The 22876-nt window shown below is 64.5% G+C and carries 22 protein-coding genes; 13 read left to right on the forward strand and 9 right to left on the reverse strand.

Annotated features, from left to right (window positions below):
• Nucleotides 1-11: 11 nt before the first annotated feature.
• Entirely contained in the window at nucleotides 12-2696 is a 2685-nt protein-coding gene (ligD, locus tag AC0L3S_RS13100) for a DNA ligase D (RefSeq protein ID WP_473279353.1), read from the reverse strand.
• Between the two features lie 118 nt (nucleotides 2697-2814).
• Here ligD and ku point away from each other — a divergent pair, with 118 nt between their 5' ends.
• Nucleotides 2815-3699 carry a non-homologous end joining protein Ku gene (ku, locus tag AC0L3S_RS13105; RefSeq protein ID WP_473279354.1) on the forward strand — a complete coding sequence of 295 codons (885 nt, stop codon included), beginning with the start codon at nucleotides 2815-2817 and terminating at the stop codon, nucleotides 3697-3699.
• Between the two features lie 143 nt (nucleotides 3700-3842).
• Here ku and AC0L3S_RS13110 read toward each other — a convergent pair whose 3' ends face one another.
• The 6 genes from AC0L3S_RS13110 to AC0L3S_RS13135 all read right to left on the reverse strand — a co-directional run bounded on the left by AC0L3S_RS13110 (nucleotide 3843) and on the right by AC0L3S_RS13135 (nucleotide 12087).
• Entirely contained in the window at nucleotides 3843-4532 is a 690-nt protein-coding gene (locus AC0L3S_RS13110) for a response regulator (protein WP_473263588.1), read from the reverse strand.
• On the reverse strand, nucleotides 4529-7252 hold the full coding sequence (locus AC0L3S_RS13115) for a DUF4118 domain-containing protein (protein WP_473263589.1): 2724 nt from the start codon (nucleotides 7250-7252) through the stop codon (nucleotides 4529-4531). The genes AC0L3S_RS13110 and AC0L3S_RS13115 overlap by 4 nt, the downstream gene beginning before the upstream one ends.
• A gap of 37 nt (nucleotides 7253-7289) precedes the next feature.
• Nucleotides 7290-7892 carry a K(+)-transporting ATPase subunit C gene (locus AC0L3S_RS13120; protein ID WP_473263590.1) on the reverse strand — a complete coding sequence of 201 codons (603 nt, stop codon included), beginning with the start codon at nucleotides 7890-7892 and terminating at the stop codon, nucleotides 7290-7292.
• 110 nt (nucleotides 7893-8002) lie between these two features.
• Nucleotides 8003-10117 carry a potassium-transporting ATPase subunit KdpB gene (kdpB, locus tag AC0L3S_RS13125; protein ID WP_473279355.1) on the reverse strand — a complete coding sequence of 705 codons (2115 nt, stop codon included), beginning with the start codon at nucleotides 10115-10117 and terminating at the stop codon, nucleotides 8003-8005.
• A gap of 65 nt (nucleotides 10118-10182) precedes the next feature.
• Complete coding sequence (kdpA, locus tag AC0L3S_RS13130) at nucleotides 10183-11886, reverse strand: potassium-transporting ATPase subunit KdpA (protein ID WP_473279356.1); 1704 nt, start codon at nucleotides 11884-11886, stop codon at nucleotides 10183-10185.
• A 111-nt stretch (nucleotides 11887-11997) separates the two neighbouring features.
• On the reverse strand, nucleotides 11998-12087 hold the full coding sequence (locus AC0L3S_RS13135) for a K(+)-transporting ATPase subunit F (protein WP_018454042.1): 90 nt from the start codon (nucleotides 12085-12087) through the stop codon (nucleotides 11998-12000).
• A 439-nt stretch (nucleotides 12088-12526) separates the two neighbouring features.
• On the opposite strand from AC0L3S_RS13135, the gene AC0L3S_RS13140 reads away from it, so the two are divergent.
• The 9 genes from AC0L3S_RS13140 to AC0L3S_RS13180 all read left to right on the forward strand — a co-directional run bounded on the left by AC0L3S_RS13140 (nucleotide 12527) and on the right by AC0L3S_RS13180 (nucleotide 18026).
• Nucleotides 12527-12997: a hypothetical protein gene (locus AC0L3S_RS13140; RefSeq protein ID WP_473263594.1), complete on the forward strand. Its 471-nt coding sequence runs from the start codon at nucleotides 12527-12529 to the stop codon at nucleotides 12995-12997.
• Nucleotides 12998-13017: 20 nt separating this feature from the next.
• Entirely contained in the window at nucleotides 13018-13296 is a 279-nt protein-coding gene (locus AC0L3S_RS13145) for a hypothetical protein (RefSeq protein ID WP_473279357.1), read from the forward strand.
• 132 nt (nucleotides 13297-13428) lie between these two features.
• Nucleotides 13429-13683, forward strand: coding sequence for a hypothetical protein (locus AC0L3S_RS13150; protein WP_473279358.1), 255 nt, complete (start codon nucleotides 13429-13431; stop codon nucleotides 13681-13683).
• 24 nt (nucleotides 13684-13707) lie between these two features.
• A complete protein-coding gene (gene dapA / locus AC0L3S_RS13155; protein WP_473279359.1) occupies nucleotides 13708-14625 on the forward strand; it encodes a 4-hydroxy-tetrahydrodipicolinate synthase in 918 nt (305 codons plus the stop codon).
• 174 nt (nucleotides 14626-14799) lie between these two features.
• A complete protein-coding gene (locus tag AC0L3S_RS13160) occupies nucleotides 14800-14991 on the forward strand; it encodes a hypothetical protein (RefSeq protein ID WP_473279360.1) in 192 nt (63 codons plus the stop codon).
• Between the two features lie 17 nt (nucleotides 14992-15008).
• The gene (locus tag AC0L3S_RS13165; RefSeq protein WP_473279361.1) at nucleotides 15009-15395 is read left to right on the forward strand and encodes a hypothetical protein; all 387 of its coding nucleotides are present in this window, start codon (nucleotides 15009-15011) and stop codon (nucleotides 15393-15395) included.
• Between the two features lie 90 nt (nucleotides 15396-15485).
• Nucleotides 15486-15614, forward strand: coding sequence for a hypothetical protein (locus tag AC0L3S_RS13170; RefSeq protein WP_473279362.1), 129 nt, complete (start codon nucleotides 15486-15488; stop codon nucleotides 15612-15614).
• A 159-nt stretch (nucleotides 15615-15773) separates the two neighbouring features.
• Entirely contained in the window at nucleotides 15774-16409 is a 636-nt protein-coding gene (gene upp, locus AC0L3S_RS13175; protein WP_007613841.1) for a uracil phosphoribosyltransferase, read from the forward strand.
• 33 nt (nucleotides 16410-16442) lie between these two features.
• Nucleotides 16443-18026 carry an AMP-binding protein gene (locus AC0L3S_RS13180; RefSeq protein WP_473279363.1) on the forward strand — a complete coding sequence of 528 codons (1584 nt, stop codon included), beginning with the start codon at nucleotides 16443-16445 and terminating at the stop codon, nucleotides 18024-18026.
• 61 nt (nucleotides 18027-18087) lie between these two features.
• Here the strand turns inward: AC0L3S_RS13180 and AC0L3S_RS13185 are convergent, their stop codons facing one another.
• Entirely contained in the window at nucleotides 18088-19254 is a 1167-nt protein-coding gene (locus AC0L3S_RS13185) for an acyl-CoA dehydrogenase family protein (RefSeq protein WP_063995098.1), read from the reverse strand.
• 179 nt (nucleotides 19255-19433) lie between these two features.
• Between AC0L3S_RS13185 and AC0L3S_RS13190 the strand changes: the two genes are divergently transcribed.
• Nucleotides 19434-19937 carry a MaoC family dehydratase gene (locus AC0L3S_RS13190; RefSeq protein ID WP_473263604.1) on the forward strand — a complete coding sequence of 168 codons (504 nt, stop codon included), beginning with the start codon at nucleotides 19434-19436 and terminating at the stop codon, nucleotides 19935-19937.
• A complete protein-coding gene (locus tag AC0L3S_RS13195) occupies nucleotides 19937-20788 on the forward strand; it encodes an HpcH/HpaI aldolase/citrate lyase family protein (protein ID WP_473279364.1) in 852 nt (283 codons plus the stop codon). The genes AC0L3S_RS13190 and AC0L3S_RS13195 overlap by 1 nt, the downstream gene beginning before the upstream one ends.
• 189 nt (nucleotides 20789-20977) lie before the next feature.
• On the opposite strand, the gene AC0L3S_RS13200 is transcribed toward AC0L3S_RS13195, so the two are convergent.
• Nucleotides 20978-21775: a fumarylacetoacetate hydrolase family protein gene (locus AC0L3S_RS13200; protein ID WP_473279365.1), complete on the reverse strand. Its 798-nt coding sequence runs from the start codon at nucleotides 21773-21775 to the stop codon at nucleotides 20978-20980.
• Between the two features lie 199 nt (nucleotides 21776-21974).
• Between AC0L3S_RS13200 and AC0L3S_RS13205 the strand changes: the two genes are divergently transcribed.
• Nucleotides 21975-22874 (forward strand): LysR substrate-binding domain-containing protein, encoded by a 900-nt coding sequence (locus AC0L3S_RS13205; protein WP_007613849.1) that lies wholly within the window; start codon nucleotides 21975-21977, stop codon nucleotides 22872-22874.
• Nucleotides 22875-22876 lie beyond the last annotated feature (2 nt).

Genomic DNA, 22876 nt, shown 5'->3' on the forward strand with positions numbered 1-22876 from the left:
GCTAACCCCCCCTACTTCTTTTTCGCCGCGAGCTTCTTGATCGCCGCCTTGATCGACACGGCCGCATCGTCATAACCATCCCACGCCTTCGATCGCGCCAGCAAGCCTGGCACCGTTCGCACCGTGTACCGCTTCGGATCGAGGTCGCTCTTCACCTGCGCCCACGTGACCGGCATCGACACAGTCGCACCATCGCGCGCGCGGGGGGACAGCGGGGCCACCGCCGTCGACATGCGGTCGTTGCGCAGATAGTCCAGGAAGATCTTTCCCGTTCGCAGCTTTTTCGACATGTTGAGCAGATAGCGCTCGGGATCGTCGTCCGCCATCCACTGGCAAACGCCCTGCGCGAAGGCCTTCGCCTCTTTCCAGCTCACCTGATCGCGGGCGCCATGACGCAAGGGCACCACGACGTGCAGGCCCTTGCCGCCGGTGGTCTTGCAGAAGCTTTCCATGCCGATGTCGGTCAGCCGCTGCCGCATCTCCTTGGCGGCCTCGACGACCTCGGCGAAGACGACGTCGGGCGCCGGATCGAGATCGAACACCAGCCGGCCCGGGGTATCGTAGGCGTAGGGCGCGCAATTCCAGGGATGCAGCTCGACGCCGCCGATCTGCGCTACCGCCGCGAGCCCTTCGATGCGGTCGATCTGCAAATAGGGCTTGCGGTCGCCGGAGACCCGCGCGAGCTCCAGAAGGTTCGAGGTGCCCTGCATGGCGTGGCGCTGGAAGAAGCATTCGCCCTTGATGCCGTCAGGGGCGCGGATCAGCGAGCACGGACGGCCCTTCAGGTGGACGATCATCCATTCGCCGACAGCTTCGAGATAGCGCGCGAGATCCAGCTTGGTGACGGGATCGCCATTGCCGTCGTCCGGCCAGAGCTCCTTGTCCGGCTTGGAGATGACGACTCCCATCACTTCGGCACTGCCGGCTTGCGCTGTTCGTTCGCCGGTCTTCGCTTTCGCGCGCGGCTTGGCCTGCCGCCTCGTCGAGGGCTCGGCAAGCTCGGTATCGACCGGTGTCTCGGCCTCGACCTCCTCCGCCGGCTTGTCCTGCCGTAGACCCTTGAAGGCGGCCTGGCGGATATTGCCGTCGGCGGTGAAGCCGGCGAACTCGATCTCCGCCACGAGCTCCGGCTTCAGCCAGTGTACCTCGCGCGCTTTTTTCGGTGCGTTCTTGCCGCCAAAGGGGCTTTGCTTGGCCTCCATCGCCTTCAAGGACGGCATGATGCGCTTGACCTTGTCGGCGCCGAAGCCCGTGCCGACCATGCCGACGAAGGCGAGATGATCGCCGCGGTGCACGCCGGCCATCAGCGAACGGAATTTGCCATTGGTGGTCTTGTAGCCGCCGATGACGACCTCATGGCCGGCACGGCATTTAGCCTTGGTCCAGCTTTCTGTCCGCCCCGAACGATAGGGCGCGTCGAGCTTCTTCGACACCACGCCCTCAAGCTCGAGCTTGCAGGCCGACTGCAGCACGGCGTCGCCGCCGCTTTCGAAATGCTCGACATAGCGAATCTGGCTCGATTTGCGCTTGCGCGCCTCCAGCAGCTCCTTCAACCGCGCCTTGCGCTCGCCGAGCGGCAGCCGGCGGTAATCGAGACCTTCCGCAAACAACAGGTCGAACGCGAAGAAGATGAGCTCGTCGGTCTTGCCGTCCGACAGCGCGGCCTGGAGCGACGAAAAATTCGGTGCTCCGTTATGGTCGAGCGCGACGATCTCGCCGTCGATCATCATGTCCGGCTGCGCGCCCGCTTCCTTCGCGATGCTTGCGAATTTTCCGGTCCAGTCGAGGCCTTTGCGCGTCTTCAACGTCGCCTTGCCGCCTTCGACCCGCAGTTGCACGCGGTAGCCGTCGAACTTGATTTCGTGGCACCAGCCATCGCCGCCCGGCGGGCGCTCGACCGAGGTGCAGAGCTGCGGCGCGACGAAATCAGGCATCTCCGCCTTCTTCGCGGTCGTCGCGGTTGTGGCCTTCTTCTTTGCCGTCTTGCCGGTCTTCAACGCCGCGCGGGGTGCCGGCTTGACCGTGCGCTCTTTCGCCTCGTCCGCCCGGTTGGACTGCCAGACCGCGTCGGCCTTGGCCTTGGTGCCCTTCGCCAGCATGAACGGTTTTGGTGCTCGCCCCTTGCCTTCGGCGATCTGATCCATCGCGCGGCCGGAGGCGACCGATTTGTCCTGCTCGAGAATGTCGTTGTCTGCGCCCTCGCGAACATATTCGTCGCGATGCTTGATCAGGAGCCAATTGGTCCGTTTGCCGCCGGTGCGGTCGTTGCGCATGCGCACCAGGACCCAGCTGCCGTGCAGCTTCTCGCCATGCAGGGTGAACTTCAGATCGCCCTTCTTGAAACCGCGTTCGGGATCTTCGGATTCCCAGGTGCCGCGATCCCACAGCATGACCGTGCCGCCGCCGTACTGGCCTTCCGGAATCGTGCCCTCGAAGTCGCCATAGTCGAGCGGATGGTCCTCGACCTCGACGGCCAGCCGCTTGTCATGCGGATCGAGCGAGGGCCCTTTCGTCACCGCCCAGGACTTGAAGACGCCGTCGAACTCGAGCCGCAGATCGTAGTGCAGCCGCGTGGCGTCATGCTTCTGGATCACGAAACGCCGCTGCTTCGATGGCGCCACCGCGGCCTTGCCCGACGGCTCCGGCGTCTTCTCGAAATCACGTTTCTGTCGATACTTGGATAGTTTTTGCAGCACGATTGGTCCCGGATTCTCTTTCGGCGTGGAAGCCTATCACGGCCCGCATCCCACCCGGAACCAAAACCCCGCGGGACGGTTGGGGTTCCAAAATGACTCGTAGACGCTGGAGAACGGAATGGCACCGCGCGCCTATTGGAAGGGAACGTTGAAGCTCTCGCTGGTCAGTTGCCCCGTTGTGCTTTATCCGGCGACCACCGCGGCCGAGAAGACGCGATTTCACATGATCAACCGCGAGACCGGCAACCGATTGAAGCAGCAGATGATCGACGCCGAGACCGGCGACGTCGTCGAAAGCGACCAGAAGGGACGCGGCTACGAGCTGCGCAAGGGCAAGTATGTCGAGATCGAGCCGGAGGAGCTCGAAGCCGTCCAGATCGAGAGCAACCACACCATCGACATCGAGAGCTTTGTGCCGAGCGACGAGATCGACCAGCGCTACCTCAACCATCCCTACTACATCGCGCCCGACGGCAAGGCCGCGGTCGATGCTTTTGCCGTGATCCGCGACGCCATGAAGGACCAGGATCGCGTCGCGCTCGCCAAGATCGTGCTCACCAACCGCGAGCACATCATCGCGATCGAGCCGCTCGGCAAGGGCCTGCTCGGCACCACGCTGCGCTTCCCCTACGAACTGCGCGACGAGGACCAATTCTTCGACGATATCAAGAGCCCGAAGATCACCAAGGACATGGTCGAACTCGCCGGCCATATCCTCCAGACCAAGGCCTCCCATTTCGATCCCAGCAAGTTCAAGGACGATTACGAGAACGCGCTGAAGGCCCTGGTGAAGCGCAAGGCCAGCGGCAAGACAATCGAACTGCCGGAGCCTGAGGAGAAGCCGAGCAACGTCGTCAGCCTGATGGATGCGCTGAAGCAGAGCTTGAAGGGACGCAGCGGGAAGAAGACGGCGGCGAAGTCCCATGCGCGCCGGGCGTCGGGGCGAACGAGGGCCGCGAAGAAGACGCACCGGTCGACGGCGCGGCAGAGGAAAGCGGGTTAGCTCTCCGCCGCGCACTTCACTCTCTTCCCTCATGGTGAGGAGGCGCGAATTGCCGTCTCGAACCATGCAGGCCCCCGCTGCGGGAGTCGGGCCTTCATCCTTCGAGACGCGCGTTCCGCGCTCCTCAGGATGAGGATCGAAAGCTAGTCCCCCGCCTTCAGCCGGTACCCGATCCCCGTCTCGGTCAGCACGTATTGCGGCCGCTCCGGATCGGCTTCGATCTTCTGCCGGAGCTGGCGGACATAGACGCGCAGATATTGCGCATCCGTCAGTTCGTCCCAGAGCTCCCTCAGCAGGAAGCGGTGAGTGAGCACCTTGCCGGCGTGCTGCACCAGCACACGCAGGAGATCATATTCCTTCGGCGACAGTTTGACGTCGCGCTCGCCGACCTTGACGATCCGGCGCACCAGATCGACCGAGAGATCGCCGGCACGAAACACTGGGCGCTCGCCCTGGATCTGAAGCTGGTGCCGCAGCGCGGCGCGCAGGCGCGCCAGCAGCTCGTCCATGCCGAACGGCTTTGTCAGGTAATCGTCGGCCCCGAGGTCGAGCGCCTGCACCTTGCCGGCCTCGTCGCCGCGGCTCGACAGCACCACGATCGGCACAGCTTCATTGCGGGCGCGGATGGTACGCAACAACTCGTGACCCTGGATGTCCGGCAGGCCGAGATCGAGGATGATCAGCGCGGGATCCTCGCTGAGCTTCTCCAGCGCGGTCTTGCCGTTGGACGCCTCCAGGATCTCATAGCCTTGGGTCGAGAGCCCCATCCGCAGCAATTTGCGGATCGGCGGCTCGTCGTCGATGACCAGCACTTTGATCGCGGCGGCGCTCATGCGGCGGTATCCAATGCGTGGGTCCGGGCCGGAATGGGCAGACGGATGGTCAGTACCGCGCCGCTCCGGTCGCTGCGATTCGCGGCCGAGATCGTGCCATGCATCGCCTCGACGAAGCCGCGGGAGATGGCGAGCCCGAGCCCGGTGCCGGGGCGGACATGGTCGCCCTTCTGCACGCGATAAAACTTGTCGAACACGCTCTCGAGCTCCTCGGACGGAATGCCGTCGCCCTCGTCCGCAATCTGGAGCACCACATGATCGCTGTCGCGCCGGCTGCGAATCGAGACCGTCGCGTGGGGCGGCGAATATTTGGCGGCGTTGTCGAGCAGGTTGAACAGCACCTGCTCGAACAGCACCGCATCGAGCTGGAGCATAGGAAGGTCTGCGGCCAACTCCAGCTCCACCTTGTGGGCGGTGAGGATCTTGGCTGCACGGCGGAGCGCGCTGCCGACGATCTCTCCAAGATCGTGCAACGCAGCGTTGGGCACGATGGCGCCGGATTCGAGCTTGGTCATGTCGAGCAGATTGGCGATGAAGCGGTTGAGCCGTTCGGATTCGTCGATCACGGTGGCGAGCAGGTCGCGCTTCTCGGTGTCGGAGAGCGCGCTGGCGAGATCGCGCATGGTCGAGGCCGCACCCAGCACGGATGCGAGCGGCGTCTTCAGGTCGTGTGAAATCGAGGTCAGCAATGCGGAACGCAGCCGCTCGGATTCCACGGTGCGCTTGACGCGATCGACGTCCTCGACCAGCAGCACGCGCTCGATCGCCAGCGCGCCCTGGTCGACCAGCGCGTCGAGCAGGCGACGCTGGTCCGGCGTCAGCAAGGGACCTGTGCGGTCGTCGTCGATGCCGATGACGCCGATCGGGCCGCGCCCGGTGCGCATCGGCAGGAACAGCCGTTTTGCTCCCGGCAGCGTGTCCGAGCCGCGACCTGCAGGGCGGTCATTGCTCCAGGCCCAGTTGGCGGCGGCAAGGTCCGCCTGATCGAGATCGTCCTCGGGGGGATAGCCCGACTTCACCGTGAGCAGGCCGTCGTCCGGCAGCAAGAGCACGACGCGGACCTTGAGCATGAGCGCGGTCTGGTAAGCGGTCGCCCACAGCACGTCGTCGAGCGTGCCGGTGCCGGCGAGCTTGCGGCTGAACGCATACAGCTGCTCGGTGGTCCTGATGCGCCCGATCGCGGTGTCGGCCTGGGTGCGCACCCGCGCTGCGACATTCGAGACGATCATCGCAACCACCGTAAACAGGACGAAGGCGGCGACGTTGGTCGGATCGGTGATCGTGAAGGTGTAGATCGGCGGGATGAAGAAGAAATTGTAGGAGAGCGAGGCCGCGACGGTCGCGAGCAGCGACGGCCACAGTCCATACCGCACAGCGACCGCCACCACAGCCGTCAGCAGCACGAGGTCCACGTTCTCGATGCCGAATCTCGGCTGAATCAGCTCGGCGGCGCCGAGGCCGACCAGAACGATGCCGAGCGCCTTCAGATAGGGCAGCGGATTGAACGGTTCCGAGCGTGCAGCGGTCTGCACCGACGTCTTCGGCGCGGGCTCGCCGGACAACTCGTCGCCCGGAATGACGTGAATGCTGATATTGCCGGCGCGGCCCACCAGATCATGCACGACGGAGCCGCGCGTCATCTCGAACCAGCGCGAGCGCGTCGACTTGCCGATCACGATCTGGGTGACATTGTTGCCTTGCGCGAAGTTGATGACGTCGTCGGCGATGCGGCGGCCGACAGCCGGAATGGTCAGCGCCTCGCCGCCGAGCGCTTCGGCAAGCCGCAGCGTGTCGGCGAGCTGGTCTCGCGCCTCGTCTGAGAGTTGGAGCGAGCGCCGCGTCTCGATCGAGATCGCAGTGAACGGCGCATGCAGCCGGTCGGCCAGGCGCTTGGTATAGCGCACGAGCCCGGCCGCTCGCGGATCTTCGCTGACGCAGACGAGGATGCGCTCGCCCGCTGCCCAGGGACCGGCGATCGCGTTCGCCTGCATGTGGGTGAGCAGCTGCTCGTCGACCCGTTCGGCGGTGCGCCGCAGGGCGAGTTCGCGCAGCGCGGTCAGGTTGCCCGGCGAGAAATAATGCTCCAGCGCCCGCTCGGCCTGCCTGGGGACATAGACCTTGCCCTCTTTCAGCCGCTGGATCAGATCGTCGGGCGTGAGGTCGATCAGTTCGATGGCGTCTGCGCGGTCGAACACCGAATCCGGCACGGTCTCCCGCACCCGCACATGGGTGATCTGCGCGACGACGTCGTTCAGGCTCTCGATGTGCTGAATATTGACGGCGGTGTAGACGTCGATGCCGTGGGACAGCAGCTCCTCGACGTCGAGATAGCGTTTTGGATGGCGGCTGCCGGCGGCATTGGTGTGGGCGAGTTCGTCCACCAGCGCGATTTTCGGCCGGCGCGCGATCACGGCATCGAGGTCCATTTCCTCGACAATCTGGCCGCGGTAGTCGAGCTTCTTGCGCGGGATCACTTCCAGCCCCCGCACCAGCGCCTCGGTCTCGGCGCGGCCATGGGTCTCGACGAAGCCGACCACGACGTCAAGGCCTGACTTGCGCCTGGCGTGGGCGCTTTGCAGCATCTCGTAGGTCTTGCCGACGCCGGGAGCGGCGCCGACGAAGATCTTCAGCTTGCCGCTCACGCCCTCCTCCCGGCGCGCGGCTTCCAGCAGCGCCTCGGGCGAAGGACGTTGTTCGGGATCGCGGCGCTCTCGGACCATCAGGCCAATATAATCATCGGCGCGGACCTAGCCTAGACTACTTTGTGGCACGATCGAGCGCGAGGTTCAGAGCCAACACGTTGACCCGGGGCTCGCCGATCAGGCCGAGCAGGCGGCCCTGGATGTTGGAAGCCACCAGTTGCTTGACCTGATCCTCCGGCACGTTTCGCGCCTTCGCCACGCGCGGCACCTGGAATTGCGCCGCTTCCGGCGAAATGTCGGGATCGAGGCCGCTGGCCGAGGTCGTCACGAGGTCGACCGGCACGGCGGCATTCGGGTTCTCGCTTTTGAGCTTGTCCACATCTTCCTTCAGCCGGTCGGCCAGCGCCTTGCTGGTCGGGCCGAGATTGGAGCCACCAGAATTGGCGGCGTTGTAGGGCGCCGGCACGGTCTTGGTCGAATCGCTCGGATCCGGCGCCACCGTCGCCGAGAGGCGGCCGTGGAAATATTTGTCGTCCTTGAACTCCTGCCCGATCAGGGCGGAGCCGACCACGTGACCGTCCTTCTCGATCAGGCTGCCCTGAGCCTGCGCGGGAAAGATCGCGCCGGCAATAGCGGTCATCGCCAGCGGATAGGCAAGTCCGGTGATGGCAGTGAGCACCAGCAGCAGGACGATGGCGGGGCGGATTTCTCTGAGCATGTGTTTCTCCTATTTCTTTCGTCATTGCGAGGAGCGAAGCGACGAAGCAATCCAGTCTCTCAGTCGTGGCAAGAATTCTGGACTGCATCGCTTCGCTCGCAATGACGGGGTTAAGCCAGGTGCAAGGCAACGACGACGAGGTCGATCGCCTTGATGCCGATGAAGGGTATGACGATGCCGCCGAGGCCGTAGATCAGCAGATTGCGCCGGAGCAGTGCGCCGGCCCCGACCGCGCGATAGGCGACGCCCTTCAGCGCCAGCGGGATCAGCGCGATGATAACAAGCGCGTTGAAGATGATCGCCGACAGGATAGCACTCTGCGGGCTCGACAGGTTCATGACGTTGAGCACGTTGAGCTGGGGGTAGAACGCCAGGAACATTGCCGGGATGATCGCGAAATACTTCGCAACGTCGTTGGCGATCGAGAACGTGGTGAGTGCGCCGCGCGTCATCAGCAGCTGCTTGCCGATCTCGACCACCTCGATCAGCTTGGTGGGGTTGGAGTCGAGGTCGACCATGTTGCCGGCCTCGCGAGCAGCCTGCGTGCCGGTGTTCATGGCGACACCGACGTCTGCCTGCGCGAGCGCCGGCGCGTCGTTGGTGCCGTCGCCGCACATCGCCACCAGCTTGCCCTTGGCCTGCTCGTCGCGGATCAGCTTGAGCTTGTCCTCGGGAGTTGCCTGCGCCAGGAAGTCGTCGACGCCGGCTTCCGCTGCGATCGCGGCGGCCGTCATGGGATTGTCGCCGGTAATCATGACGGTGCGGATGCCCATGCGTCGCAGCTCGGCAAAGCGCTCACGGATACCGCCCTTGACGATGTCCTTGAGCTGAATGACGCCTAGCAGCTTGCCGTCCCTGGCGACCGCCAGCGGCGTGCCGCCGGCCTTCGATATGTCGTCGGCAATGGTTTGGATCTCGCGACCGATGTCCGAGAGCCCGGCGGGCTGGATGGAACGAGCCGTGTTGCCCGAGGCGACCACCAGCGGCGCACCGCCGCCGACATAATTGAGGATCGCATCGACCGCGCCCTTGCGCACCGACGAGCCGCCGGCATCGACGCCGCTCATGCGGGTCTGCGCGGTGAATGGGATGAAGGTGGCTCCCAACTCGGCCATGTCGCGGCCACGGATGCCGTATTTCTCCTTGGCCAGCACCACGATCGAACGGCCCTCCGGGGTCTCGTCGGCGAGCGAGGCGAGCTGGGCCGCGTCCGCGAGCTCCTGCTCGGTGACGCCGCGCACCGGGCGGAAGGAGGTCGCCTGGCGGTTGCCAAGTGTAATCGTTCCGGTCTTGTCGAGCAGCAGCGTGTCGACGTCGCCGGCGGCCTCGACGGCGCGACCGGACATCGCCAACACGTTGAAGCGGACCAGGCGGTCCATGCCGGCAATGCCGATTGCCGACAGCAGCGCGCCGATGGTGGTCGGGATCAGCGTCACGAACAGCGCAACCAGCACAACCACCGAGATCGAGCCGCCGGCATAGGCCGCGTAGCTCGGGATGGTGACGGTTGCGAACACGAAGATGATGGTGAGGCCGGCCAGCAGAATGTTGAGCGCGATCTCGTTCGGGGTCTTCGCCCGCTCGGCGCCCTCGACGAGCTTGATCATGCGGTCGATGAAGGTCGAACCTTGCGCTGCCGTGATCCGCACGCGGATCCAGTCGGACAGCACCTGGGTGCCGCCGGTCACCGCCGAACGATCGCCGCCGGATTCGCGGATCACGGGTGCGGACTCGCCGGTGATGGCGGCCTCGTTGACGGACGCGACGCCCTCGATCACCTCGCCATCGGAGGGAATGGTATCGCCGGCCTCGACCAGCACGATGTCGCCGACCTTGAGGCTGGTGCCCGGCACCAACTTGAAAGTGCGGTCAGAGCCGGTCAGCAGCTTGGCCTGGCTCTCGGTGCGGGTCTTGCGCAGCGATTCCGCTTGTGCCTTGCCGCGGCCTTCGGCCACGGCTTCGGCAAGATTGGCAAACAGCACCGTGAACCAGAGCCAGACGATGATCTGGAAGGTAAAGCCGAGATTCCCGCCGCCCGTGACGAGGTCGCGCAGGAAGATCACCGTGGTGAGCGCGGCCACGATCTCGACCACGAACATCACGGGGTTCTTGATCATCAAGCGCGGATCGAGCTTGATGAAGGACGCGCGGATCGCAGGCACGACGATCTTGGGATCGAACATCGCCGAGACGGACGCACGCTTTTGCAGTTTCATGGTATCCATGGAGGTCACTCCAAACAATCAGAAGGCTATCGATCAGAACACTTGCTGTTCAGAACACTTGCTGGTCAGAAGATTTGGCCGGCGTTCATCGCGAGATGCTCGACGATCGGACCGAGGGCGAGCGCCGGGAAGAAGGTCAGTCCCCCGATGATCAGGATCACGCCGACGACCAGGCCGACGAACAGCCCGCCGGTGGTCGGGAGGGTGCCCGCGGACGGCGGGATCGATTTCTTGGCGGCCAGCGAACCCGCAATCGCCATCGCGGGAATGATCATGAAGAAGCGGCCGACGAACATCGCGCTTGCCAGCGTGAGATTGTAGAAGAAGGTGTTGCCGGTGAGGCCTGCGAAGGCCGAGCCGTTGTTGCCGGTCGCCGAGGTGAAGGCATAGAGCACCTCGGTGAAGCCATGCGGTCCGGCATTTGCCATCGAGGCGACGGCCGCCGGATAGACCACGCCGACCGCGGTCCAGCCAAGGATCATCAGTGGCAGCACCAGGATCGCGAGCATTGCCATCTTGACCTCGCGCGCCTCGATCTTCTTGCCGACATATTCCGGCGTGCGACCGACCATGAGGCCCGCCACGAAGATCGCGAGGATGACGAACAGCAGCATGCCGTACATACCGGCCCCGACGCCGCCGACAATGATTTCGCCGAGCTCGATGTTGATCAGCGGAATCATGCCGCCGAGCGCGGTGAAGCTGTCATGCATGGCGTTGACGGCGCCGCAGGAGGCGGCCGTCGTGATCACGGCGAACAGGGAGGACGCGACGATGCCGAAGCGAACCTCCTTGCCTTCCATGTTGCCGCCGGTCAGGCCGAGCGCATGCAGGGTCGAAGTACCGTTGGCCTCCGCCCAATAGGTGACGGCGACACCGGCGAGGAACAGCACGCCCATCACCGCGAGGATCGCCCAACCCTGGCGCTGGTTGCCAACCATGCGGCCGAACACGTTGGTGAGCGCCGCGCCGAGTGCGAAGATCGACAGCATCTGAATGAAGTTCGACAGCGCAGTCGGATTCTCGAACGGATGCGCCGCGTTGGCGTTGAAGAAGCCGCCGCCGTTGGTGCCGAGCATCTTGATCGCGACCTGCGAGGCGACCGGACCGACCGCGATGGTCTGCTTGGCACCTTCGAGCGTGGTGGCCTCGACATAGTCACCCAGCGTCTGCGGCATGCCCTGCGAGACCAGGAACAGCGTGTAGACGATGCAGATCGGCAGCAGGACGTACAATGTGCAGCGGGTGACATCGACCCAGAAATTCCCGACGGTGCGTGCCGACGCACGCGAGAAGCCGCGGATCAGGGCCACCGCGAGCGCGATGCCGGTCGCCGCCGACAGGAAGTTCTGGTGCGTCAGGCCGAGCATCTGCACGAGATAGGAGATCGTGCTCTCACCACCGTAGTTCTGCCAGTTGGTGTTGGTGATGAAGGAGATCGCGGTGTTAAAGGACAAATCCGCGGCGACCGCCGACTGCCCGGCCGGATTGAACGGCAGTACATCCTGCAGCCGCATCACGCCGTAGATGATGAGGAAGCCACCGACATGGAACAGCAGCATGGCGACCGTATAAGTGAGCCAATGCTGCTCGCGCTTCTCGTCGACGCCGGAGAACCAGTAGATGCCGGTCTCGATCGGACGCAGCACCGGCGACAGGAAGGTTCGCTCGCCGTTGAACACGCGCGTCATGTACCAGCCGAGCGGCTTTGTCAGCGCAACGATGATGACGCAGTATAGGATGATCTGGAGCCAACCGATCATGGTCATGGATTTAACCCTTTAGGACTTGTGTCCTGCGCAGGAGCGGCAGGAGCAGTGCAAGCAGGCAGGCGACGAGCGCGGCGTCCGCCAGCAGCAGTTTGAGAAGCAGGAGCACGGTCAGAATCGTTCGGGCCGCAGCAGCGCGTAAGTGAGGTAGAACAGGAGGCCGAGCGAGACGGCACCGGCGAGCGAATAATCGAAGATCATGGTCCGCTCCCTCAGAGCCGTTCGCAGGCGTAGGTGTAACCGATCGCAACGGCGAAGAAGCCGAAGCCCAGCGCCAGCATCAGAATGTCCATCATGGGATTGCTCCTCGTTGCGCCCTTGATTTCGGCGCAACCGTTTCTCGGGAGACCCGGTCGGCGCGTGAAAGGAAATGCCGGTGCATTTCCACGGCGCCTACCGGGACTTTTGACCGGGCTGAAGTGCCACCGCGGGCATAGGTTTTCGAGACGAGGGCCATCGCGAAGTTATAGGAATCTCATAAAAGGCCGGGACGACGGCGGAGGATGGCGCGCCACCGCCCCATCCCACACTTATGAAATCCTTATATCTACCGCCCCTTCCCCATCTCGTTTTCAAATGCCGCTTTGGCCATCTTGGAGACGCCGGCCGACTGACCGACGCCACCTCCAGGAGGCCTGACATGACCACCGCCGCTCTCCGACACTACGATCCACCGTCACTTGGTAACCGCTTGCGCAATGCGCAGGTGATGACGCAACCGTTGATGCTCGAGATCATCGACAAGGCCTGCCGGCGCTTCCCTTCACTCGGCCGAAGCGAGCGCACGGCACGTGTCATGCGCCTGATCGATGCCGAGGCCTGGGCCGATGCGACGCTGGCATTGATGGAGCTCGAGCTGCCGATGTGGCAGGTCCGCCGCCTCGCCTATGACGAGGGCGAATGGCACTGCGCGCTCTCGCGGGAGCGCGAATTACCGGACTGGCTGGACGCCGCGATCGAAGGATGCCATGGCGACCTCGCGATCGCCCTGCTGTCGGCGTTCGTCGAGGTCCAGGCACTCGCCGCGGAAGCGTCGCGGCCGAGCGTTCCCTCCGTTCGTCCTGTACTGGATCCGCTTTACGAACCGCTCGCCTGCGACAATTTCGGCTAGCGGCCTGACGGATTCACGCCGTGTCGCAAGCCCCCGACATTTCGCACACGCTGAGCCCGGCGCGCGTGATCGCACGCTTCGCCGCTCGCGTTGTGCTGCTCGTTGTCTTTGCCGCATTCGGCAGCGTCGGTTTTGGCCGAAGCCTCGCCGTCCTGCTCTGGATGTCGATCATCCTGTGCGCGCTCGCCGGCCTCGTCAGGCGCGAACCGCTGTTCAGCCCTGCCCTCAATCATTGGGACGAAGCTGTCGCCTTCGGCGCATTGTTCGCGCTGGTCCACATCGCCAATGATGTGGCCTGAGCGACCCGCTTTATGACCTTCCTATGAGATCGCCGCGCAGGCGCCCTCGAAATCATATTCGCAAGACAGGATATTGAGCGCGCAGGCAGGGACATGCCTCCCCCGCCGGCGTTGTTCAGAAGGAATACATCCGTGAAACTCATCGAACCTCCCTCGTGCAGCTTCCTCTCGACCATTGTTTTCATCGGCCGCAACCATAGAGGACAATGGGTCGCGCAGGAGCAGAACGGCCTCTATGGCGGCCTGTTCGTCAGCCGCGCCCAGGCCGTCAAATATGCGCTGTTCGAGAACGGACAGCATCCGGAAACCGTCGTCGAGCTGCCGCGCGAGATCGAGCTCGACATGGGCAAGAACCCTAACACCATCGTCTCGCAGCGCGCCGCCTGAGCCGGCGCTCTTCCGCGGGAAGCCATGTTCATTCCTCCCTCTGCCTGGTTCACCGGCTTCATTCCGGATCTGCCGACGCCGTTCGACGCGGCTGAAGCCATCGATCTCAAGGCGTTCGCAGCGCTCTGCGAGCGCCAAGTCGCGGCGGGCGTCTCCGCCATCGTGGTCTGCGAGACCGCCGGCGAGGCACCAACGCTCTCGCCGGCCGAGCAGGAGCTCGTGATTCGCACCGCGGTCGATGTCGCTCGCGGCCGCGTGCGGATCATCGCCGGCGCGCTGTCGAATTCGACCGGCCATGCCATCGAACTTGCCCGCCGCGCCGAGGCCACCGGCGCCGATGCCGTGATGGCGGTGGTGCCGGCCTACAACAAGCCGATGCAGGACGGGATGCTCGCGCACTTCCGCGCCATTGCCGGTGCGACCGGTTTGTCCTTGATCCTGCACGACATTCCCTCCCGTACGCTGCGCCCACTCGCCGACGAGACGCTTCTGCGCCTCGTCGAATCCCGTCAGTTCGTGGGCCTGCGCGACGCAAGCGGTGACATCACCCGCCCGATGCGCCTCGCCCGGCTGCTGCCATCAGGCTTTCGCCTGCTCTCCGGCGACGACGTCACCGCCTTAGGCTATATCGCAAGCGGCGGCGACGGCGCGATCTCGGAGGTCGCCAACATCGCGCCGGGTCTGTGCCGAACGATCTTTTCCCAGGTCAGGCAAGGCCGCCTGCAATCCGCCCGCTACCTGCACAAGCGCCTGATCCCGCTCATCGCCTGCCTCGCCAAGGACAGCCCGGCGGCGCTCAAGAGCGCACTGAGCGTGCTGGGTCTGATGTCGCCGGCCACAAGGCTGCCGATCGTGCCGCTGGACGCGGCCGCGCAGCGGGAGGTGGTACGCGCCTTCGCGGCGCTCGCCGACGAGGAGCTGACCGACAGCGTCGGGGCCTGACGCCTCGCGTAGCGTTGCCGATATCGCATGCAGCCAAGGTGCGACCGCCGGCGTCTTTATGACATTCCTATGCGGCGGCCCCGGCGGTCATCTCGCAATCTTACGCGGCGATGGCCATCATGAGAGGCAGATTGGAGCGGCCGTCTCGCCGCACCACAGACAAGGACTTCCAAGATGTCGATGCTGACACATAGCCTTGACCAGCCCTTCGATGAAGCCGATCGCCCGTCGTGGATCTCGACGGCGAGCAAGGCCCAGCTCAAGCGCGTCGCCCTGCAGGGGTTCGCCTTGCTCTCGATGGGCAGCGTGCTCACTGCGCTGATCGCACTGAGGACCGCAATCTATGTCTGGCACATGCACGTCTGACCGGCACGGAGACCATCATGACCTTGCAGATGTGTGAAGAGGCCGCCATGGCCGCAATTAGCCTTCAGACTTCCCGTCGCGGAGCTCACATCAAACAGGCGGCAACGCTCAGGCCGCTCGATCCGGATGTCGTCAGCGCCGCCATTCCCGCCTTCTTCATTGGGCGCAACGGCGCCGGCCTCTGGGTCGCGCGCGAAGCGAATGAACGTGTCGGCGGTCTATTCCTGTTCAAGAGCTCGGCGGTGGATTTTGCCAACCGTCAGAGCGCACCGGCGCACTGCGCCCTGGTGTTCCCCACCGACACCTTCGAACTCGACGTCGAGAACCGCGGCAATTTCCTGATCGTGCTGGCGCAGCGAGCCAGGCAGATTCTTGCGCGCGTGGCGGCAAGGCTGTGGCCGTGATCGAGCTCAAGATCGCCATCCTGGTCGCATTGCTGGGTGCGTTGCTGCTCGGCACGCGCATCGGCGCTGCGCCTGCCCCGGACAGGTAACGTGCACCTCCTCAAGGGAAATTTCGAGCACGCGGTCACCACGACGATCCTGACCATGACGTTGAGTCTGGTCTGGGGCGCGATCCTAACGATCGTGATCACGCTCGTCGCGCGCGGGCTCGGGGTCTAGGATTTCCGCGCGGCGATCGACCGCCAATTGACCATGGCTGCCTACGAGGCAAGCAGCCGGGCGCACAGCGCGGTCGCGATGCCCGCCTGAGGCCACGTATCCCGCGGAAAATACCCGGCCGATCTGGCGAAATTTCATGGAACCGTGTAGATCGGTTTCATGAGCATCAGCAACGTCAACGTCGTCGCCCATCCCCTGGTCCAGCACAAGCTCTCCCTGATGCGGGAGAAGGACCGCTCGACCAAGAGCTTTCGCGAGATCCTGAACGAGATCGGGATGCTGCTCGGCTACGAGGTAACGCGCGACCTGCCGCTGGAGCTGGTCGAGATCGAGACGCCGATTGCGCCGATGCGGGCGCCCAAGATCGCCGGCAAGAAGCTCACGCTGGCGCCGATCCTGCGCGCCGGCGTCGGCTTCCTCGATGGCATGCTGGCGCTGATGCCCTCGGCGCGCATCGCTCATATCGGGCTCTACCGCGATCCTGATACGTTGCAGGCGGTGGAGTATTACTTCAAGGCGCCGCAGGACCTGTCGGACCGCACCGTGATCCTGATGGACCCTATGCTGGCGACCGGCAACTCGGCCTGCGCCGGCGCCTCGCTGCTGAAGGCGCGCGGCGCCCGCGACATCCGCTTCGTCTGCCTTCTGGCGGCGCCTGAAGGCGTCGCGCAGTTCCAGAGCGAGCATCCCGACGTGCCGGTCTGGACCGCCGCGATCGACGAGCGGCTCAACGACCACGGCTATATCGTGCCGGGGCTGGGCGACGCCGGCGACCGGATGTTCGGCACCAAGTAGACAGGTTCGCGCGGTCGGGTTAGTCCGGTTGCCATGAGCGCCAATGAATTTTCGCTGCAATCGCTGATCCGGACCGAGGCGGCCTATCCGGCCTTCGTGTTCGATGGCACGCCGGTCTCGCGCGCGGAGTTCTCGGAAAAGATCGAGCAGACCGCCGCCTGGCTTGCCGCGCACGGTATCGGCAAGGGCGACGTCGTCGCGGTCTGGCTGGTCAACCGGATCGAATGGATCGCGCTGCTGTTCGCCGCCGCCCGGCGTGGGGCAATCGTCGCCGCCGTCAATACGCGCTACCGCAGCGCGGAGGTCGCGCATCTCCTGAAGCTGTCCGGCGCCAGGCTAATGGTGGTCGAAGCCGCGTTCCGCTCGATCGACTTTGCCGCTATTCTCGCCGACGTTGCGAAGGACGAGGTGCCTGCGCTGCGAGAGCTCGCGGTGGTCGGCGGGGATGCGATTCCCACACGTTGGCCCTGTGTGCGCTTCGATGCCTTCGAGAAGCGCTATCCGCCCGCCCCGCCGGCTCAGGATGATTTCGATCTGCCGGTTCTGCTCTACACGACGTCAGGCACGACCAAAGGACCGAAGCTTGTCGCGCATTCGCAGCGAACGTTGGCCACGCACGCCGCCTGCGTTGCCAAGGCGCTAAAGCTCTCACCGCAGCGCCATGCATTGCTGGCCATGCTGCCGTTCTGCGGCACCTTCGGCATGACGAGCCTGCTCGGCTTCGTCGCAGCGGGTGCGACCGTCCATGCGCTCGACGCCTTCGAGGCGGCACCGGCGCTGAAGCTTCTCCGCGAGTGCGGGATCACGCATGCCTTTGGCTCGGACGAGATGTTCCGCCGCATCCTCGCCCTCACCGACGCGGCGCGTCCGTTTCCGCCTCTCGAAGTCTGCGGCTTTGCCGCGTTCCAGCCCGGCTGGCGCGAGCTTGCCGCGGAGGCCGAGGCGCGCGGCATGCCGTTGCACGGCCTCTACGGTTCGAGTGAGGTGCAGGCGCTGTTCTCGATCGCACACTCGAGTGATGGCTTCACCGATCGCATCGAGGGCGGCGGCTGGCCGATGTCGCCGGAGGCCAGGGTCCGTGTGCGCGATACCGAGACCGGCGAACTCGCGGCTCCCGGGGTCTCCGGCGAGATCGAGATCCGGGCGCCGTCACGCTTCCTCGGCTACTACAACAATCCCGACGCGACGCGCGACGCCATCACCGCAGACGGCTTCTTCCGCACCGGCGACATCGGCCGGCTGCGCGGCGACGGCTCCTTCGTCTACGAGACCCGCGCGGGCGACGCCATGCGGCTCGGCGGCTTCCTGGTTGCGCCGGGCGAGATCGAGGACGAGCTCAAAGCGTGCGCTGGTGTGGCCGACGCCCAGGTCGTCGCGGTCGATCTGAAGGGAAACGCACGCTGCGTTGCCTTCGTGATCGCCACCCAGGACCCCCACCACGAGCCGCCGCGGCAGGACGCGTTGATCGCGCGCCTGCGCGAGCGGCTCGCCGGCTACAAGGTCCCGGCGCGGATCTATATCGTGGAGGCCTTCCCCGTCACCGACAGCGCGAACGGCGTCAAGATCCAGCGCGCCAGGCTTCGGGCCATGGCGATGGACCGGATCGCTGCGGAATAACGTCTATGGGCTTCGCTTGGAGGCGACCATCGCAGCGCCCCGCAATGGTGCGCGCTCAAGCCTAGTATGACTTGGCCAGCCCCAGCACCTTTTCCGCAATGAAGCTGAGCGCAAGCTGCGGGCTGACCGGCGCGATGCGCGGGATCAGCACTTCGCGCAAGTAACGCTCGACGTGGAATTCCTTGGCGTAGCCGAAGCCGCCATGGGTCATCACCGCCTGCTCGCAGGCATGGTATCCGGCCTCACCCGCAATGTATTTCGCGGCATTGGCAGCGCCGCCGCAAGGCATGCCCCTGTCGTATTGCCAGGCCGCCGACATCACCATCAACCAGGCCGCCTCGAGCTCAACCCAGTTTACGGCCAGCGGATGCTGAATGCCCTGGTTCTTGCCGATAGGCCGGTTGAACACCACGCGCGTCTTGGCGTATTCGGTCGCGCGCGACAACGCGAGCTTGCCGAGGCCGACGGCTTCCGCTGCGATCAGGATGCGCTCCGGGTTCATGCCTTCGAGGATATACTGGAAGCCTTTGCCTTCTTCGCCGATCCGGTCTTCCATGGGGATCTCGAAATCCTCGAAGAACAGCTCGTTGGAATCTACGACTTTGCGGCCCATCTTCTCGATCTCGTGGACCTTGATCCTGTTGCGATCGAAGTCCGTATAGAACAGGCTCAACCCATGCGTCGGCGAGCGCACCTCCTCCAGCGGCGTGGTGCGCGCCAGCAGCAGGATCTTGTGCGCGACCTGCGCGGTCGAGATCCACACCTTCTGGCCGTTGACGATGTAGCGGTCGTTCTTGGCCACCGCACGGGTCTTGAGCTGGGTGGTGTTGAGGCCGGTGTTGGGCTCGGTCACGGCAAAGCACGCCTTCTCGCGGCCCTCGACCATCGGCGGCAGCATGCGCTTGCGCTGTTCCTCCGTGCCGAACACGACCACGGGATTGAGACCGAACACGTTGATGTGCACCGCGGAGGCGCCCGACATGCCGGCGCCGGATTCGGCGATGGCGCGCATCATGATCGCGGCCTCGGTGATGCCGAGGCCGGAGCCGCCATATTCCTCCGGCACGCAGATGCCGAGCCAGCCGGCGTCCGCCATGGCCTTGTGAAAGTCGTGCGGGAAGCCGCCGTCGTGGTCCTTCTTCAGCCAATAGGCGTCGGGAAAGTCTTCGCAAACCTTTGCGACGGCGTCGCGAATGGCCTCCTGCTGAGCGGTGAGCGCGAAATCCATATTCTTGATCTCCTTCTTGGGAGAAGCGACCGCGCAATCTCCCCCTCGTCGCGTTCCCCACTCGAAGGCCGTGGTGGATTGGTGCGCCCGAACGTGCCTTCGCTTGCGTTCTTTAACTTGAAAAACAGGGTACAGATACGTGAATTTCCCTATCAACTGTGTGTAGCATGCATAGGGTCATGCGGCGCGAGGATGCGGGCGCGCCGTTATTTCGCAGGGAGGAAACCGCGATGGCCGGACTTTATTTCGAGGACTTTTCCGTGGGCCAGGAGTTCAGTCATCCGCTGACCCGGACCGTCACGGAGATGGACAACACGATGTTCAGCCTGCTGACGCTCAATCCGCAGCCGCTGCACATCGACGCACATTTTGCGGCCCAGACCGAGTTCGGCCAGCGCATTTTCAACAGCCTTTACACCCTCGGCATCATGATCGGCATGACGGTCTATGATACGACCATGGGCACCACCGTTGCCAATCTCGGCATGACCGACGTCACGTTTCCGAAACCGGTCTTCCATGGCGACACTTTGCGGGCGACGACGAAGGTGCTTTCATTGCGGGAATCCAAATCGCGCCCCAAGGCGGGCATCGTCGAGTTCGAGCACCACGCTCTCAACCAGAACGACGAGATTGTCGGCAAATGCCGCCGCATGGCGATGATGCACAAGAGGCCGGTCTGATGCGTTCGATGCTGTTCGTGCCGGGCGACTCCCCGCGCAAATTCGAGAAGGCCAACGAAGGCAACGCCGACGCGCTGATCATCGATCTCGAGGATTCCGTCGTCACCGACAAGAAGCCGGAGGCGCGCGGGTTGACGCTGGCGATGCTGAAGGGCCGCAACAAGCCCCATCAGCTCTATGTCCGCGTCAACGCGCTCGACACCGGCATGACGCTCGCTGACCTTGCCGCGGTGATTCCAGGCAAGCCCGACGGCATCGTCCTGCCGAAATCGCAGGGCGGCGACGACGTGCGGCAGGTCGCGACCTGGCTCGAAGCTTTGGAAGCTGCGGCTGGTATCGCAATCGGCTCAACGCGCATCGTCTGCGTCGCGACCGAAACCGCAGGATCGATCTTCGGGCTCGGCAACTACAAGGGCTGCTCCCCTCGCCTCGCGGGCCTGATGTGGGGCGCGGAAGATCTCTCGGCCTCGCTCGGCGCGACTGAAAAGGCATCAGGCGGCGTGTTCCATAGCCCTTATCGCCTGGCGCGCGATCTCTGCCTGATGGCCGCCGCCGCGGCCGAGGTCGCGCCGATCGACACGGTATATACCGACATCGACAATCTGGCGGGGCTCGAACAGGAAACGCGCGCGGCGCGGCGCGACGGTTTTTCGGCGAAAGCGCTGATCCATCCCAAGCACGTCGACGTGGTCAACGCGGCGTTCGAGCCGACCGAGGCCGAGCGCAATTGGGCGGAGAAGGTGATCGCGGCGTTCGCGAGCAATCCGAACTCCGGCACGCTGCGCCTCGACGGCCAGATGATCGACAAGCCGCATCTTCGCGCCGCGAAGAAGATCCTCGGCCAGAGCTAGAGCAAGACGCCGCGCTGCGACAGATGGGATCGAAGCCACTCTCAGCGTCGTCGTGGCCGGGCTTGTCCCGGCCATCCACGGGCTTCCACACAACCGGCGCCCAAGAACGTGGATGCCCGGGACAAGCCCGGGCATGACGAAGCGAAAACATCCCGTCCCTCACTTTCCGCAGGCGGGGAGAGGGGAGCGCTAGACGATCTTGATCGACATGTCCGGCAAGCCGTCGAGCTTGCACAAGAGCACGTCGCCCTTCACGACCGGGCCGACATTCTCCGGCGTGCCGGAATAGATGATGTCGCCGGCCTTGAGCTCGAACGCTTCCGACAGTTTTGCGATCTGCTCGGCCACGTTCCAGATCATCTTGCTGAGATCCGAGCTCTGCTTGACGGTGCCATTGATCGCCAGCGAAATGGCGCCCTTGTCGAAATGACCGGTCTTGCTGGCCGGGTGGATCGGCCCGATCACCGCGGCATGGTCGAAGCTCTTGCCGATCTCCCACGGCTTCTTCTCCGCGGCCATCCCGTTCTGGAGATCGCGCCGGGTCATGTCGAGGCCGAGCGCATAACCATAGACGTGGTCGAGCGCCTTCTCTGCCGGGATGTTGCTGCCGCCGGATTTCAGAGCGGCGACCAGCTCGACCTCGTGGTGATAGTTCTTGGTCAGCGACGGATAGGGATGATCGGCGACCTCGCCGACAGCGACGTTCTGGATTGCATCCGTCGGCTTCTGGAAGAAGAACGGCGGCTCGCGGTTCGGGTCCGAGCCGCGCTCGATCGCGTGCGCCGCATAGTTGCGCCCAATGCAGTAGATGCGGCGGACCTGGAACACCTGGGTTTCGCCGACGATCGGGATGGTGACCATCGGCACCGGAAAGATCGGCTTCGGCCCTGCCTGCGCCGCGGCCGGCGCAACTTCCGCGATCGAAACAGCGCTCGCCGCTGCCGCAATTGCGAGCAGCTCTCGTCGCGTTGCTGAGATCTCTGTCATGTTTTGTGCTCCCTTTTTATGTTCGTTGGGCGCATCATGCGCGCCGACCCGCCTGATAATCAATATTCAGTATGCCAGCAACGCTGCACCGACACGTCCTCTAACCGACGTGAACACCGCCTGCAGCCGAGCCTTCCAAATCGGCTCCCTTTCGCCCTAGCATGGAACTTGCATAAATTCTGGGCGACATGGACGCCGCATGAACCTCATCAGCCTCGATATCCGCATGCTCCGGTCGCTGATCTCCGTGGTCGAGACCGGCAGCATTACCGAGACCGCGCGGCGGCTGGGCCGCACCCAGCCGGCGATCACCCTGCAATTGCAGCGGCTGGAGGAGCTCACCGGCAAGCAATTGTTCGAGCATGCCGGGCGCCGGCTGACGCTGAGCGAGGACGGCACCACGGTTCTCACCTACGCCAAGTCCATCCTGCGGTTGCATGACGAATTGATTTCGCAATTGGCGTCACAGGAGATCGAGGGTCAGGTCGTGCTCGGCACGCCCGACCTCTATGCCGCCTTCATGCTGCCGCAGATCCTCAGCGTGTTCCGAAAATCCTTCCCCCGGGTCCAGGTCGAGCTCAATTGCGCGCTCTCGACGCCGCTGGTGGGCTTGGTCAAGCGCGGCGATGTCGATATCGCGCTCGTCACCCGCATGAACGATTTTACGGGCGGCCAGGTGGTGCGACGCGAGCAGCTGGTCTGGATGACCGGTGAGCAGTCTGCCGCGCACCAGGAACGGCCCATTCCGCTGGCATTGCTGCCGCCCGGCAACATCTATCGCGACTACGCGATCGACACGCTGGAACGCGCGAATTTGCGCTGGCGCATCGCCTGCGTCAGTGAAAGCGTCGGCGGCCTCCAGGCGGCGGCCTTCGCCGGCATGGCCGTGACCGTACTCGGCCGCAGCGCGCTGGTGCCGGCGATGCGCGAGATCGGCCCGAACGAGGGCCTGCCGCCACTGCCGAAGATCGAGCTGCTGCTCTACAAGTCGAGCGGCGCAACCTCGAAGGCGGCGACCGCCTTGCACGACTATCTCGCGCACTATCTGCGCCTCGACGAAGAGCTCAGCGGCCGCGGCGAGCCGATCGAGCTGTCCTGAGC

The sequence above is a fragment of the Bradyrhizobium sp. Ken01 genome, from assembly GCF_055807355.1.